Consider the following 15118-nt stretch of genomic DNA (forward strand, 5'->3'; position numbering starts at 1 on the left):
CCGAGCGCCACGGATGGTTCCCGCTATCCGGCGAGCGTGTCGCCGACGGCGTCGACCAGCTCGTCGCGGGCCCGGGCGACGCGGGAGCGGATGGTGCCCACCGGCACACCCTCCACGTCGGCGGCCTCGGCGTAGGACAGGCCGAGCAGTTGGGTGAGCACGAACGCGGAGCGCCGCTCGGCGGGCAGCCGGCGGACCAGGTCGGTGGCGCCGAGCTGGCCGGCCGGGTCCGGGTGCGGCCGGTCGGTGGCCGCCTGGGCGGCGAGCCGCTGGTCGAGCCGGCGGCGGCGGACCACCGTACGCAAATGGTCGGCGCAGGCCCGCCGGGCGATGCCGAGCAGCCAGGTGCGGGCGGTGGAGCGGCCCTCGAAGCCTGGTAGCGCCCGGAACGCCCGCAGGTAGGTCTCCTGGGTCAGGTCGTCGGCGCTGTCCGGGTCGACCAGGGCGGCGGCGAAGCGCCAGAGCTCGGCCTGGGTGGCCCGGACGAAGGCGGCCTGGGCGTCCGGGTCGCCGTCCCGGGCGGCAAGCGCCCAGGTGGTGGCCGCCTCCCGCGCAGCCGCGGACCCCGCCCGGGGGCGGTCGGCGGCGGTGTCGCGCGGGGCGGGGATCACGTCAGACGAGGTTACGCGGCGTACCTGTGCGACACAGGGTCCTTCGGCCCATTCCGTGGTCCGGCACACGCCGGGAACTTTTTCCGGCCGCCGACCGACTACCCCCGCATGACCTCCGACCAGGTTCGGCGTGGCGCGCGCCGCCGCGCCGATCGGGCATCCGCCATGTCCGCCGGAGGCCGGCTCGCCGGAAACCGCACCGTTCGGGAACCATGGCGGTCATGACTGCTGCCGTACGCCGCCCGCCCGGGGTCCTCGCCGCCCGCTCCGGGACCGTCGCCGGGCTGCTGCTTCTCCTGACCGCCCTGCTGCTCGTCCCGGCCACCCCGGCCAGCGCCCACGCGGTGCTGGTGAGTAGCAGCCCCGCCGCGTCCGCCGTGGTGCCCGAGGCGCCCGCCCAGGTGGTGATCACCTTCAGCGAGGGCGTCCGCAAGGTGCCCGACAAGGTGCGGGTGATCGCCCCCGACGGTTCCCGGGCCGACCGGGGCGAGCCGACGTTCCAGGGCGCGGAGGTCACCATTCCGGTGGACCCGTCCGGCGGGCGCGGCACCTACCTGGTGAGCTACCGGGTCATCTCGGCCGACAGTCACCCGGTGTCCGGCGCGTTCACCTACTCGGTCGGCGCGCCGTCGGAGCCGCCGACCGACACCGGCTCGGACAACCGGGCGAACCCGGTGACCGAGAACGCGGTCAAGGTGGCGAAGTACGTCGGCTACGTCGGGTTGCTGCTGCTGTTCGGTCCGGCCCTGGTGCTGGCCGCGCTCTGGCCGCGCCGGCTGTCCCGGCGCGGGCCGGCGCGGCTGGCCTGGGCCGGGCTCGGCGTGCTGGCGTTCGCCACCGTCGCCGAACTGTGGCTCCAGGTGCCCTACACCAACGGCGGTGGGCTGTTCGACGTCACCTCCGCCGGCCTCGGCGACGTGCTCGGCAGCGCCTACGGCACCACCCACCTGGTCCGGCTGGGCCTGCTCGCCGCGGCGGCGTTCCTGCTCCGCCCGCTGTTCGCCGGGCCGGTCGGCCGCACCGACGGGATCATCCTGGCCGTCCTGGGCGGGGCGACGCTGTTCACCTGGCCGCTCGCCGGCCACCCGGCCGCCTCGCCGGCGCCCGCGGTCTCCGTGGTGGTGGACGCCATCCACCTGGGCGGCATGGCGGTGTGGCTTGGCGGTCTGGTGATGCTTGCGGCCTTCCTGCTGCCCCGGGCCGACGAGCGGGAGCTGGACGCGATCCTGCCGATCTGGTCCCGTTGGGCCGCGCTCGCGGTGGCCGCGCTGCTGCTCGCCGGCACCGTGCAGGGCCTGATCGAGGTGGCCAGCCCGAAGGCGCTCGTCGACACCACGTACGGGCGGCTGCTGCTCGCCAAGATCGTGCTGTTCGCGCTGGTGATCGGCGTGGCCGCGTACTCCCGGGCGCTTGTGCGGCGGCGGGTGGCCGCCGGCCGGCCGGGCGCGATGCGGCGGGCCGTGGTGGCCGAGTTGGTGATCACCGCGGTGGTGCTCGGCGTGTCGGCCACGCTTGTGCAGACCACCCCGGCGCGCACCGCGTCCGCCGATGTGGCGGGCGCGCCGGCCGGCTACTTCTCCACCACGCTGAGCAGCCCGATCTATTCGCTCCAGGTGGAGGTGGACCCGGCCGAGACCGGCAACAACTCGATGCACCTCTACGCCTACACCACCGACAACCGGCCGCAGCCGGTGCAGGAGTGGAAGGTCACCGCCGCGTTGCCGTCGGCGGGGATCGAGCCGATCACGGTGTCGCTGCTGCCGCTCAGCGACAACCACGCCACCGGCGAGATCAGCCTGCCGGCCCGGGGTGACTGGCAACTCCGCTTCACCGTCCGCACGTCCGACATCGACCAGGCCACGGTGACCGCCACCGTGCCGATCAAGTAATGGAAGGTCCCATCTGATGATCCGTCTCCGGCGTCCCGCGACCGCCGCCGCGCTGACTCTCGCCGCTGTCGCCGCGACCGTGCTCGGCCTGGCCGGGTCGGCCTCGGCGCATGTCACGATCAACCCCAAGGAGGGTACGCAGGGCGGCTACGGCCGGTTCGCCTTCCGGGTGCCGAACGAGAGCGACACGGCGTCGACCGTCAAGGTCGAGGTGAACCTGCCGGAGAACGCCCCGGTGGGCTCGGTCTCCACGATGCCGGTGCCGGGCTGGACGGTGGCGGTGGAGAAGCGCAAGGTCGACCCGCCGGTCGAGGTGCACGGCAGCCAGCTCACCGAGGCGGTCTCCAAGCTGACCTTCACGGCGGCGGCGAACGGCGGGGTGAAGCCGGGCGAGTTCCAGGAGTTCCCGGTGTCGATGGGGCCGCTGCCGCCTGTCGACACGATGGTGTTCAAGGTGCTCCAGACCTACTCCGACGGCAACGTCTCCCGGTGGATCGAGGAGCCCGCGGCGGGCGCGGAGGAGCCGGAGAACCCGGCCCCGGTGCTCACGCTTGCCGCGGCGGCGCCCGCGTCGGGGGGCGCGAGCGCGCCGGCCACCGCTGCCGCCGCCGATGACGACGATGACGACGACGGCGACTCCGGGGCGGCCACCGCGTTCGGGGTGGCAGGTCTGGTCGCCGGCCTGGCCGGCCTGGTCCTCGGCGGCCTGGCGTTCGCGCGTACCCGGCGGGAGCCCACCGCGAAGTCCTGAGCGCGACAGTGGTGACCGGCCCGATGGCGGGCCCTCCGCGCTGCCGACGCGGAGGGCCACCGTCACCGGGGGATTCGGTGCTACCTGGGAGAAAACTGAGGTAGTTGGGGCGATATTACCCCCGAACGTCGTCCTTCACGAGGTCTGTGCGCTCAACGACCGTTTCAGACCGTCGGCGGGTCGGCAACACGGCCAGCAACAGCAGGCTCAGCAGCACATACGCGTTGCGGACCACGAAGTCGACCGGATCATCGGTGTGCACCGTCCCGGTGCCCCAGTCCTGGAACGTCACCACCCCGTACACGATCACCACGCCCGTGCCCACGGCCAGCGCCAGCAGGCCGCGGCGTCGCCGCGTTCCCCGCCCGGCGTCAAGCGCGGCGTCCACGAGCACCACCACCGCCGGGATGAACCAGTACAGGTGGTGGGTCCAGGTGATCGGCGAGATCAGGCCACCCACCAGGCCGGTCAGGGTCAGGCCGGCAAGCGCGTCCCCGGCCCGCGCCGCGCATGCCGCCCGCCACAGGCCGAACCCGGCCACGAGCAACACCAGCAGCAGCCACGGCAACCGGCCCGGATCCTCCGGCGCGGTGATGCGGCTGAGCAGGCCGAACAGCGACTGGTTCCCGGTGTAGTCGGTGCGGCCCACCCGGTCGGTGGCCCACAGCTCGTGGGTCCAGAACCGCCACGAGTCGCCCGGGGCGAACGCCGCCGCCACAAGCGTGGCCGCCGCCGCGGTCGCCGTCGCCACCGCCGCCGCCCGCCACCGCCGGGTGGCAAGCAGATAGAGCACGAAGATCCCCGGGAAGAGCTTGAGCGCCGCCGCCAACCCCACGCCCACACCCGCCCAGCGACGCCCCTGCGGTACGGCGAACAGCAGGTCGGCCAGGATCAGCACCACCAACAGCATGTTGATCTGGCCGAGCGTGATCGTCTCCCGCGTGCTCTCCACCGCCAGCACCAGCAGCACCGCGACCGTCAGTCCGAACCCGACCGGCAGGCCGTGTCGCCGCAGCACCGGCAGCACCAGCCAGCGGGTGGTCACCACCACGCCGGCCAGCGTGGGCAGGACGAAGGCGGCGATGGCGACCCCGAGCCGCAGGTGCGCGAACGGCGCCAGCAGCAGCGCCGCGAACGGGGGATAGGTGAAGTAGAGCGCACCCTGCACCCGGTCCGGCTGGACGTAGTCGTAGAGCGGGTGACCGGCCGCCCACCAGTCCATCGCCCGCATGTAGATCTTCAGGTCGTAGTAGTCGTGCCGCAGCGCGGGCAGGTAGAGCGCCGGCAGCAACGCGGCGAGCGCCAGCACCGTGACCACCCGCCGGGCCGTACGACCGCCCGCGTCGTCCTGGCTGACGGCGGGTGGGGCGACGGATTCGGCTGGCACGGGGAAACCCTAGCGGTCCACCTGGCCCACCGGGCCGAGGCGCGGGCGGGTCGGCGGCGCGTAGTCTGTTCCGGTGGCTGATCTTCTCGTCTGGATCGATTGTGAGATGACCGGGCTGGACCTGCGTCGGGACGCCCTGATCGAGGTCGCCGCGCTCGTCACCGACCCCGACCTGAACGTGCTCGGGGACGGCGTGGACGTGGTGATCCACGCCGACGACGCGGCGCTCGACGGCATGCCGGAGATCGTGCGCACCATGCACGCCAAATCCGGCCTGACCGAGGAGGTACGCCGCTCCGCGGTCACCCTGGCCGAGGCCGAGGACATGGTGCTCGACTATGTCACCAGCCACGTGAAGGACCCGCGCACCGCGCCGCTGTGCGGCAACTCGATCGCCACCGACCGGGGCTTCCTGGCCCGCGACATGACCCGGCTCGACGCCCACCTGCACTACCGGATGATCGACGTCTCCTCCATCAAGGAGCTGTGCCGGCGGTGGTACCCGCGGGTGTACTTCGGCCAGCCGCAGAAGGGCCTGGCCCACCGGGCGCTCGCCGACATCCGGGAGAGCATCCGGGAGCTGGAGTACTACCGGCGGACCCTGTTCGTGCCGCTGCCCGGGCCGGACGTGGAGACCGCCAAGGGGATCGCCGCGCAGCTCTGACACCCGGTCGGGAACCCGGTGGACGGGCCGAGCCGGGATATGGCTATTATTGGTCCGCGCACCGCCCGGGCGACCGGAGCGGCGAGCATGGTGGCTGTAGCTCAGTTGGCAGAGCACCGGGTTGTGGTCCCGGTTGTCGTGGGTTCAATTCCCATCAGTCACCCCGCACGACGAAGCCCCCTCCTCCGGGAGGGGGCTTCGTCGTGCGCGGGGTCGATCAGGCGGTGGGCTCGGGGCTGGGGCTCTCCTCGCCCGGTGCGGCCGGCGGCTCGTACGGCAGGGCGCTGCCCTTGACGTACTCATCCCAGGACATGTTCCAGTCGGTCCAGCCGTTGCCGTTCTTGAGCTTGCGCTCGGTGCCCTTCACCGTGATCGGGTCACCCAAGCGGGTGTTGCTGAACAGCCAGTTGCCGTCCTTCATCGAGACGTTGACGCAGCCGTGCGAGACGTTCGTCGTGCCCTGCACGCCCTCCGACCAGGGTGCCGCGTGGATGAACTCGCCGCCCCAGGTGAGCCGCTGGGCATAGTCGATCTCGGTGCGGTAGCCCTCCTCGGGGCCCAGCTCCTCCATCGTGTCGAAGACCGTGTGCCGCAGCTTCTCGATCACGACCATGGTGCCGCTCGACGACGGGGTGCTCTTCTTGCCGAGGCTCACCTTGATCGTCTTGATCGCCTTGCCGTCCTTGGTGACTGTCATCCGCTTGGTCTTGTTGTCCACGGTCATCACGAACGACGGGCCGATCTTGACGTCGACGCTCAGGTCGGACCGGCCGTACCAGCCGCCGCCGAGCGGCAGCCCACCCGCCCGCACCGTGTAGGAGACGGTGCTGTTGGCCTTCCAGAAGGTCTTCGGCCGGTAGTGCACCTCGGTCGGGCTGATCCAGTGCCAGATGCCCTCCTGGGCCGGCTTCGCGGTCACCGTCATCCGGCGCTGGAGGTCGTCGCGGTAGTCCTCCGGGATGGCCCGACCGAACTTGACGATCAGTGGCATGCCCACGCCGACGACCTGGTTGTCACCGAGGAAGCTGCTCACCCGGACCTGGTTGGCCGGCTTCGCCATGGTGGTGAACGTGCTGGTGGCGGTCGCCGGCTTGCCGTCGTCGCCGGTGGCGGTCACGGTGGCCGTGTAGGTCTCGGCGTAGGCCAGGGCGGTGGCGGGCTGCCAGCTCTTCCCGTCCGTGGTCATCTCGCCCTCGACCGCCTTGCCGGCGGCGTCCTTCAGCTCGACGGCGGTCTGCTGCGCCTCCGTGGCGGTGAACGTGATCGCGGTGGTGGCCGGCACGTCCTTGGCGTCGGCGGCCGGCTCGCTGATGGTGGCCGACGCCTTCGGGGCCTTCTCGCCGCCGTCGCCACCGCCCTGCCAGCTCGACGGCTTGTCGTCGCCGCCGCCGGTGCAGGCGGAGGTCAGAGCCATGGCGGCGACAAGCACCGCGGCGGCGAGGGCGCGGCGCCCGCCGCGGCGGGCGCTCCCGCCCCGGATCAGTTCGTCCTGGCCAGCTCGCATGTCTTCCTCACAAGTGTGTTGCCGATCCCCATCGTCTGGTTGTGACGCGCCGGACCGGCCGCCCGTTGCCGGGAGTGAAGCGGAACACCCCGACGACGATGTAACGATTCTGTTGTCGCCCGGCGCTTCGTTGCGGGGACGTCTCCCGACCGCTGCCTGAGGCAGCGGGTCAGACCACGTTACGCCGAATCAGAACGGCGAGCCCTGTCCGCCCTCCGGCACGGGCAGCGCGCTGCCGGAGACGAACTCCTTCCAGGTCATGCTCCACGCCGTCCAGCCGTTGCCCGGCGCCAGCCGCCGCTCCGTCCCCGTCACCGTGATCGGGTCGCCGACGAGCGTCCGGCCGAACAGCCAGCGGCCCTCGGCCATCGACACGTTGACGCAGCCGTGCGAGACGTTCCGGCGCCCCTGCACCCCCTCGGACCAGGGTGCCGCGTGGATGTACTCGCCGCCCCAGGTGATCCGCTGGGCGAAGTCGATCTTCGTGACGTACTGGTTGTTCGGGTCCGGCTCGTCGCGGGTGTCGAAAACGGTGGACTCCTTCTTCTCCATCACCACCATCGTGCCGCTCGATGAGGGGGTGCTCTTCTTGCCCAGGCTCACCGGCAGTGTGCGGACCACCGCGCCGTTCTCCTTGACGGTCATCCGCTTGGTCGCGTTGTCCACCGTCATCTCGAACGCGCGACCGATCTTCGCGGTGGCGCTCCGGTCCATGTTGCCGTAGCGGCCGTTGCTCAGCGGGATCCCGGCCAGCGCCAGCCGGACGCTGAGCGTGGTGCCGGTCTTCCAGTACTCCGGGGCGCGGTAGTAGGCCTGCGTGCCGTTGCCGAGCCAGTGCCAGGCGCCGGGCTGCGGCGGGTCGGTCTGCACGAACATCCGCTTCTGCACCGCGGCCCGGTCCTTCTTCGGGATGCCGGGGGAGAACTCGGCGACCACGGGCATGGCCACCCCGTACGTCTTGCCGCTGAACAGGTAGAGCCCGGAGCCGATCATCGACTTGGGCTTGGCCATCGTGGTGAACGTGCTGGTGTCCTGGTGGGTCGCGCCTCCGGGGTCGGTGCCGGTGACCGTGGCGGTGTACTTCGTCGCGTACTTCAGCGGGGCGGACGGCACCCAGCTGGAGCCGTCGCGCCGCATCCGCCCCTTGACGGCCTTGCCGTCGGCGGTGGTGAGCACGACCTTCGACACCGTGCCGCCGCCCGGGATCCGGGCGCTGATCTCGGTGCTGGCCGGCCGGCCGGTCGCCCCGTCGGCCGGGCTCACCGACAGCGGCAGCGCCGGCGCGGAGTCGGACGTGCTCGGCGAGGCGCTCGGATCCGGCGCGGTGGACGAGACGCCCCCGACCCCCTGCTGGCCGGGCACGAACGTCGGCTTCTCCTCGTCGCCGCCGCACCCGGTCAGTGCCAGCGTCGCCGTGAGAGCCAAGGCACCCACCATCGCCCCGGCCCGCGCGAACCTACCCATGCCCACCCCTGTCGTAGCGTGCCTGGCGGACATCGTGCCCCATCGACACGACAAAGCCGCTCCCCGGACCGGCATGTGCGGGTATTTTGTAGGCTTTTGCCGGTTAAGCTCGACCGAAGGGGGGAGCCCGGTATCGGATTGGAACCCGGTTCAGCGGGCATGCTAAGGTTCTTCCCGTTGTCAGCGAGCGCCGCTAGCTCAACTGGCAGAGCAGCGGACTCTTAATCCGCGGGTTCGGGGTTCGAGTCCCTGGCGGCGCACCAACGAGCAAGGCCCCGATCGGCACTCGTGTGCCCGTCGGGGCCTTTTTCGCGTACGGCGACGACGCGCGACCGGAATCAGGCCAAGCGCGCGACCGACCTACACCACACCGGATGACGCGGCGTTGATGCGCCGGTGAGCGGCAGCGCCAGTGCGGGCGACCTTCGAGCGCCTGGTGGTGGCCGGCTACGTGAGCCGGCTGATCTGAGCCCAGTCACCAGCGCGCCCCCTCCCGACCGGACGCCTTCGCCGGGGCTTCTCTCGACGAGAAGAAACCTCAACCACAATGACATTGGTTGACGCCAATAGGCGCGCGTACGCATAGACGATTAGTAATGTGTATGCGGGTTCGGCCCGTCCCGGGCCGATCGACGGCAGGAGCCTTCTGATGGGTACGCAACGACGACGTAAGCCACGTCCGGTCACGGTGATCGGCGTGGCCGGAACTCTGGTGGCGGGACTGTTGACCACCCAGGCCGTTGCCGGCCCGGCGGCGGCCGACACCGGGCTCACCCTGGCCGTGGACCTGTCCGCCGCCCGGCACGCGATCAGCCCCGACATCTACGGCATGAACGGCGGCGACCCCGCGCTCGTCGCCGAACTCGGCACCCCCGTGGCTCGCTGGGGCGGTAACGCGAGCAGCCGCTACAACTTCAAGAACCACACCTACAACACCGGCAGCGACTGGTATTTCGAGAACATCGTGGCCGGGCCGGACAACACGGTCGAGGCGTTCGTCCAGCGGAACCGCGACAGCCGGACCAAGCAGGTGGTCACCGTGCCGTTGATCGGATGGGTGGCGAAGGACTCGCCCTCGTCGCACCCGTTCGCCTGCGGCTTCCCGGCCACCCGCTTTCCGGAGCAGGACTCGTTCGACCAGTGGGACCCCAACTGCGGCAACGGCCGGCACGCCGACGCCAACCTGGTCGGCGCGGTCCCCTCGGACACCTCGATTCCGGCCGGCCCGTCGTTCGCCGGCGAGATGGTGTCCCACCTCGTGAACCAGTTCGGTCCGGCGGCGCGGGGCGGCGTGTCGATCTACGAACTCGACAACGAGCCGGTGCTGTGGAACTCCACCCACCGCGACGTGCATCCCGAGCCGGTGAGCTACGACGAGTTGGGCGGCAAGGGTACGGCGACCGCCGCGGCCATCAAGGCCGCCGACCCGCGTGCGAAGGTGCTCGGCCCGTCCGGTTGGGGCTACTGCGAGTGGGTGGCGTCCGGCGTGGACGGATGCGGGCCGGGCGCGGACGCGGCGGCGCACGGCGGGCTCAACCTGTCCCAGTGGTATCTGAAGAACATGAGGGACTTCAGCGACGCGCACGGCGGGAAGCGCTTCCTCGACTACTTCGATCAGCACTACTACCCGCAGATCAGTGGCGGTAAGGACCCGGACTCCAACGCGCTGCGGCTGCGCTCCACCCGATCGTTGTGGGATCCGACGTACCAGGACGAGTCGTGGATCGGCGCCGGCGGGGTGAACGCGCCGCCGTTGCAGTTCATCCGCCAGATGAAGGCGTGGGTCGCGCAGTACTACCCCGGTACGAAGGTCGCCATCACCGAATACAACTGGGGTGCGCTCGACGACATCAACGGCGCGCTCGCGCAGGCCGACGTGCTCGGCATCTTCGGGCGTGAGGGTCTGGACCTGGCCACCATCTGGGGCGAGCCGAAGCCGACCGACCCCGGCGCGTACGCGTTCCGGATGTACCGGAACTACGACGGAGCCGGCGGCAGGTTCGGGAACGTGAGCGTGTCGGCGGTCAGCAGCGACCAGGGGAAGCTCGCGGTCTACGCCGCGCAGCGCTCGTCCGACCAGGCGCTCACCGTCATGGTGGTCAACAAGACGGGCGACGATCTGACGTCCCGGACGGCGCTGGCCGGATTCCACGGCAGTGGCAAGGCCCAGCGCTTCACCTACGGCCCGGCCGACCTCACCTCGATCGTCCGGGGTGAGGATCTGCGGGTGACCCACGGCGGCGTGAGCGCGACGTACCCGGCGAACTCCGTGACGCTGCTCGTCCTGCCCCAGCGCCGACACTGAGCCCGCCCCGCCCTGAGGGTTTGGAAGGGCCCCCGCCTATGCAGAAAGCGATAGGCGGGGGCCCTTCCTAACCTCAGGCGACAGTGCAGGGGATGCCGTTGAGGGTGAACGCGGTCGGCTTGGCGGTGTTACCGGTGTGGGTGCCCTGGAAACCGATGTCGACGGTGGCCCCGGGGGCGAGCGTGCCGTTGTAGCTGACGTTGCGGGCGCTCACCTGCCCACTGGAGGGCGAGAAGGTGGCGTTCCAGGCCGAGGTGATGGACTGGCCCGAGGGCAGGGTGAAAGCCAGCGTCCAGCCGTTGATCGTCGAGGTGCCGGTGTTGGTGATGCTGATGCTGCTCGTGAAGCCGGAGTCCCAGGTGTTCATCGTGTAGGCGACCCGGGGGCCGGTGCCACCACCAGGCGTGGGCGAGGTGGTGGGCGAGGTGGTGGGCGTGGGCGTGGGTGAGGCGGTGGGGCTGGTTGACGGGCTGGGCGACGAGGTGCCGCCGCTGATGCTTGTCACGAAGGTCATCACGCTTCGCGCGGGCAGCGCGACGGTGAGGGAGCCGTTTGACATGGTGAGCGCGCCCTGGGGTGCGACGTTCCGGCTCCCGTCGGTCAGCCAGTTCGAGACACTTCCGGACGCGGTGGCGTTCGACAGGGTGAACTGCTGGCTCACCGACGAGGTGTTCTTGTTGACGGCGACGATGACGACGGTGTCGCCATTCCGGTATGCCGAGACGAAGACGTTCGACGTCGGGTTCGCCGTCGCGTCGATCCGCACGTATCCCGGGCGGACGAACCTGGCGAAGTGCGCCATCATGGCGCCGCGCTTGCTGATCTGACCGTCCTCGCGCATGGGGCCGTAGCTGCGCCGGAGGTACCACCAGACGTATGCCTGGAACTCGGCGTCCACCATGGCGTGGTGGATGTGCTCGCCCACGTCGAGCGCCTCGGGCCAGGAGTCCCCCGAGTTCGCGTTGCTGTTGGGGTAGTAGACCTCGGTCATCCAGAGGTCCTTGCCCGCACCCTTCTGCTTGAAGAGGGGATAGGGGAAGTTCGAGTACGAGGTGCCGTAGAGGTGAGCCCCGATGATGTCCACGTTGGCGAGCGCCACGGAGTCGTTGAGGATCGGATCCGACATGGACTTGACGTACTGGAAGGACTCGGGCGCCATGACCCTGGTGCTGATCGAGCCGGCGTTCTCCCGCAGGAACCGGACCATCTCGGCGGACGTCCACCACGTCCAGTCGTACGCGTAGTCGGGCTCGTTCTGTACCGAGATGCTGTACAGATTCACGCCGTTGTTGCGCATGTACGCCGTGAAGTCGTTCAGGTGCTGGGCGTAGGCGGCGTATGAGCTGTACCTGAGGCGCTTCGCGTTTGTCTGACTGCCGCGGGTGAAGGTCTCGATCATGCTGGCGGGGGGATTCCACGGCGACGCGAAAACGGTCGCTCCGAGTTCGACCGCCCGCTTCGCGGTCGCCAGGTCACGGCTCCAGTCCGACTGGTTCTCGCCGACGGGAATCCGCAGCATGGAGAAGCCCAGCCGGCCCTCGCCGGTGCCGAAAGCCGTATCCCGTTGGGCGGCTGTCAGGTCACCGATCCAGGCCGCGTGGGCCATGGCGCCGAAGCCTCGGATCGTCTGCCGCTGTGCCGACGGATTGATGTTCGCCGCCGCGGCCGAGGCTTCCGTGGCTCCCACGACCGCCGCGACCGCCGCGACCGGCACGGCGCCCATAGTCGTCAGTACGGTTCTCCGGCTCAGCAGTCTCCGCTCGCCGCTCACCTGGTGCTTCTGGTCGTGCGTCATGTCTCGTCCTCCTGACTGTCGGTGGTGATCCGGGCCCGCTCGGCAGAGTCGGCCGGTCGGGCCCGTGGTGGTTTCGGGGTGTGTCGAGCTACCAGGCCAGCGGCAGGGTGCCGATAAACCGGGTGAGCGCACCGGCGAGGAGCTGATCGTCGCGCCGGGATGGGTGCCAGTCGCAGCCGAGCTTGTCCAGGCCCAGGGCGTTGTCGTCGTAGTAGAGCGAGCGGACCCGGGTGTCGCCCCGGTCGGCGCGGGTGCGGACGATCTGCTGGATCGAGGAGGCGAGTGGCGTGTTGGACAGGTCCGGGTAGGTGAGCACGATGTACGTGTCGGGGCCGTACCGGGTCCGCAGCTTGTCGAGGAAGCCCAGGTACGCGGTCCGGAAGTCGGCGGCGAGCTGGTCGGGGGTGGTCCACCGCTCGCCGGCGTTGAGGGCGGTGGAGAAGTCGTTGATGCCCAGGCCGACGACGACCAGTTGCGGCTTCCAGGTGCCCGGGTTCTGCCACACCGTGCTGTTCCAGAGCGCCTGTAGGTCGGTCTCGTAGTGGGTGCGGAAGTTGTCCGTGCCCCCGCCGTTGTAGTTGCGCACCATGCCCAGGCCGGACCAGGCGATGAGCTGGTAGTCGGCGTTCAGGCTCTGCGCGGTGAGGGCGCCGAAGGTGAGGTCGGCGTTGGAGTTGCGGGTGACCCCGCCGTTGCCGGAGCAGTCGCGGGTCGTCGACATGTTGCCGTAGCCGGCGGTCCAGGAGTCGCCGATGAACTCGATCTGCCGGCTGCGGGCGGCCGGCTTGGCCAGGATCGCGCCGCCGGGTGCGGCGACGAGACCGCCGAACTCGCCCGCGGCCCACGGGCTCTCCGTCCGCTTGACAAGTCGTACGGTGTGCTCGGCGTCGGTGAGGTTCCGGACCCAGTAGGTGGTCTGCCCGGGGGTGACCAGGGTGGCGACGTTCGTGCCGTCGATCTGCACGGCGTAGTCGTTCTGGCTGTCGTTGAGGACGAGCCCGACGCCGGTGCCGCGGAACCGGCCCTCGAAGTAGATGCCGGGCCAGGTGTACTGGGCGCTGGTTCCGGCCGCCCTGACCCGGCCGACGGTGCTCGTCTGCGCCAACGCGCCGGAGGCCGGCGGCGGGGTGGTGGTGGGCGGGGTGGTGGTGGGCGGGGCGCTTGTGGGTGGCGCGGTCGTGGTGGGGGTCGGGCTTCCGGTGCAGGTGAGGCCGTTGAGCGCGAAGTCGGTCGGCACCGGGTTCGACGCGTTGTTCCACGAGCCGCTGAAGCCGAACTGCGCGCCGGCCCCGGTGCCGAGGTTGCCGTTCCAACCGGCGTTGGTGACGGTGACCCGGCCGCCGGACTGGGTCACCGTGCCGTTCCACGACTGCCCGACCACCTGCCCGGCGGTGAACGACCACGTCAACCGCCAACTGGTGAGCGGATCGCCGAGGTTCGTGACGTCGACGTTCGCGCCGAAGCCTCCGGGCCACTGGCTGGTCACCGTGTAGGTGACCCGACAACCGGCGGCGGCCTGCGCGGAGACGGCGGTGGTGAGTGCGCCGGCCGCGGCGGCGGCGGTGGCGCACACCGCCACCGCCGACCGCAGTCGGGTACGCGTGCGTGGCATCTGTGGTCCTTCTGACGGTGGGACGGCGGTGGCGTTACGCGCTGGCGCAGGTGATCCCGCTCGGCGCCGGTGAGCTGTCGCCGTTGGCGAGGAAACCGAAGCTCGTCGACCCGCCGGCGTTGAGGGTGCCGTTGTAGGCGGCGTTGCGGACGCTCACCGAACCACTGGCGCCGGTGGCCACGCCGTTCCACACGTTGTTGACGCTCTGCCCGCTGGCCAGGGTCATCCGGACGGTCCAGCCGGTGATTGCCGTCGTGCTGCTCACGGTCACCTCGCCCTGGAAGCCGCCGGTCCAACTGCTGACCAGCCGGTAGGTGGCGGTGCAGGCGCCCGAGGGGTCCGGCGGCGGGGTGGTGGGTGGCGCGGTCGTGGGTGGCGCCGTCGTGGGTGGCGCGGTGGTGGGCGGCGTCGTGGTGGGTGGCGCGGTGGTCGGCGGTGCCGTGGTGGGCGTGCCGCCGTCCGGGGCGACCGCTCGTCCGGTGGCCGGCGAGATCATGCCGGCGCACAGGCCACGGCCGGAGAGGTCGCTGACGATGCGCGGGATGGCCGCGATGGTGTTGGCCGGCCAGTCGTGCATGAGGATGGACTGGCCGGCCTGGAGCCGCCTGGCGTTCTGCACGATCTGGTCGGTGCTGGCGTTGTTCCAGTCCTGGGAGTCCACATCGGCGTTGATCTCGGTAAGTCCGAACTGGGCCTCGACCGCCCGCAGCGTCGCGTTCGACTCCAGGTAGGGCGGCCGGAACAGCTTGGGCGCGGTGCCGGTGGCCTGCTGGATCACCTGCTGGGTCTGGGAGATCTCCGAGGTCATCTGCGCCTGGCTGAGCTGGGTCATGTGTGGGTGCGTCCAGCTGTGGTTGCCGATCCACATGCCGGCGTCCCGCTGGGCCCGTACCAACGCCTGGTTGCCCTGCGCGTTCTGGCCGACGTTGAAGAAGGTCGCCCGTACCCCGGCGGCCTTGAGGGTGTTGATCAGCGTGGCGGTGTTGCCGGCGGTGGGCCCGTCGTCGAAGGTCAGCGCCACGTAGCCGGTGCACGCGGCGGCCATCGAGGGCGCGGCGGTGACGGCCAGGCCGGACGCCATCACGGTCAGGAGCGCGGCGGTGGTGGCCACCACCGCCGCCGGTCGTCGCACGGAT

General features: G+C 70.7%; 11 protein-coding genes and 2 tRNA genes. 6 read left to right on the forward strand and 7 right to left on the reverse strand.

Annotation, left to right across the window (positions count from 1 at the left end; translation table 11 throughout):
• Positions 1-23: 23 nt before the first annotated feature.
• Complete coding sequence (locus SM450_RS03025; RefSeq protein ID WP_474618090.1) at positions 24-611, reverse strand: sigma-70 family RNA polymerase sigma factor; 588 nt, start codon at positions 609-611, stop codon at positions 24-26.
• Positions 612-832: 221 nt separating this feature from the next.
• Here SM450_RS03025 and SM450_RS03030 point away from each other — a divergent pair, with 221 nt between their 5' ends.
• Together SM450_RS03030 and SM450_RS03035 are read left to right on the forward strand one after the other, a co-directional pair.
• Positions 833-2500 carry a copper resistance CopC/CopD family protein gene (locus SM450_RS03030; protein WP_474618091.1) on the forward strand — a complete coding sequence of 556 codons (1668 nt, stop codon included), beginning with the start codon at positions 833-835 and terminating at the stop codon, positions 2498-2500.
• Between the two features lie 16 nt (positions 2501-2516).
• Complete coding sequence (locus SM450_RS03035; protein WP_474618092.1) at positions 2517-3251, forward strand: YcnI family copper-binding membrane protein; 735 nt, start codon at positions 2517-2519, stop codon at positions 3249-3251.
• A 115-nt stretch (positions 3252-3366) separates the two neighbouring features.
• Here SM450_RS03035 and SM450_RS03040 read toward each other — a convergent pair whose 3' ends face one another.
• Entirely contained in the window at positions 3367-4638 is a 1272-nt protein-coding gene (locus SM450_RS03040; RefSeq protein ID WP_474618093.1) for a glycosyltransferase family 87 protein, read from the reverse strand.
• A gap of 73 nt (positions 4639-4711) precedes the next feature.
• Between SM450_RS03040 and orn the strand changes: the two genes are divergently transcribed.
• Positions 4712-5302, forward strand: coding sequence for an oligoribonuclease (orn, locus tag SM450_RS03045; protein ID WP_474618094.1), 591 nt, complete (start codon positions 4712-4714; stop codon positions 5300-5302).
• A 90-nt stretch (positions 5303-5392) separates the two neighbouring features.
• Positions 5393-5465 (forward strand) — tRNA-His (locus tag SM450_RS03050).
• A 54-nt stretch (positions 5466-5519) separates the two neighbouring features.
• Here the strand turns inward: SM450_RS03050 and SM450_RS03055 are convergent.
• Positions 5520-6806 carry a L,D-transpeptidase gene (locus SM450_RS03055; RefSeq protein ID WP_474618095.1) on the reverse strand — a complete coding sequence of 429 codons (1287 nt, stop codon included), beginning with the start codon at positions 6804-6806 and terminating at the stop codon, positions 5520-5522.
• Between the two features lie 189 nt (positions 6807-6995).
• The gene (locus SM450_RS03060; RefSeq protein WP_474618096.1) at positions 6996-8270 is read right to left on the reverse strand and encodes a L,D-transpeptidase; all 1275 of its coding nucleotides are present in this window, start codon (positions 8268-8270) and stop codon (positions 6996-6998) included.
• A gap of 187 nt (positions 8271-8457) precedes the next feature.
• Between SM450_RS03060 and SM450_RS03065 the strand changes: the two genes are divergently transcribed.
• Both SM450_RS03065 and SM450_RS03070 read left to right on the forward strand, forming a co-directional pair.
• Positions 8458-8533 (forward strand) — tRNA-Lys (locus tag SM450_RS03065).
• A 386-nt stretch (positions 8534-8919) separates the two neighbouring features.
• On the forward strand, positions 8920-10575 hold the full coding sequence (locus SM450_RS03070; protein ID WP_474618097.1) for a glycoside hydrolase family 44 protein: 1656 nt from the start codon (positions 8920-8922) through the stop codon (positions 10573-10575).
• 73 nt (positions 10576-10648) lie between these two features.
• On the opposite strand, the gene xynC is transcribed toward SM450_RS03070, so the two are convergent.
• The 3 genes from xynC to SM450_RS03085 form a co-directional block, all read right to left on the reverse strand.
• Positions 10649-12370, reverse strand: coding sequence for a glucuronoarabinoxylan endo-1,4-beta-xylanase XynC (xynC, locus tag SM450_RS03075; protein WP_474618098.1), 1722 nt, complete (start codon positions 12368-12370; stop codon positions 10649-10651).
• Between the two features lie 88 nt (positions 12371-12458).
• Positions 12459-13982, reverse strand: a complete 1524-nt coding sequence (locus tag SM450_RS03080; protein ID WP_474618099.1) for a cellulose binding domain-containing protein — start codon at positions 13980-13982, stop codon at positions 12459-12461.
• 34 nt (positions 13983-14016) lie between these two features.
• Entirely contained in the window at positions 14017-15114 is a 1098-nt protein-coding gene (locus tag SM450_RS03085; RefSeq protein ID WP_474618100.1) for a polysaccharide deacetylase family protein, read from the reverse strand.
• Positions 15115-15118 lie beyond the last annotated feature (4 nt).

Source organism: Micromonospora marincola, assembly GCF_056150385.1.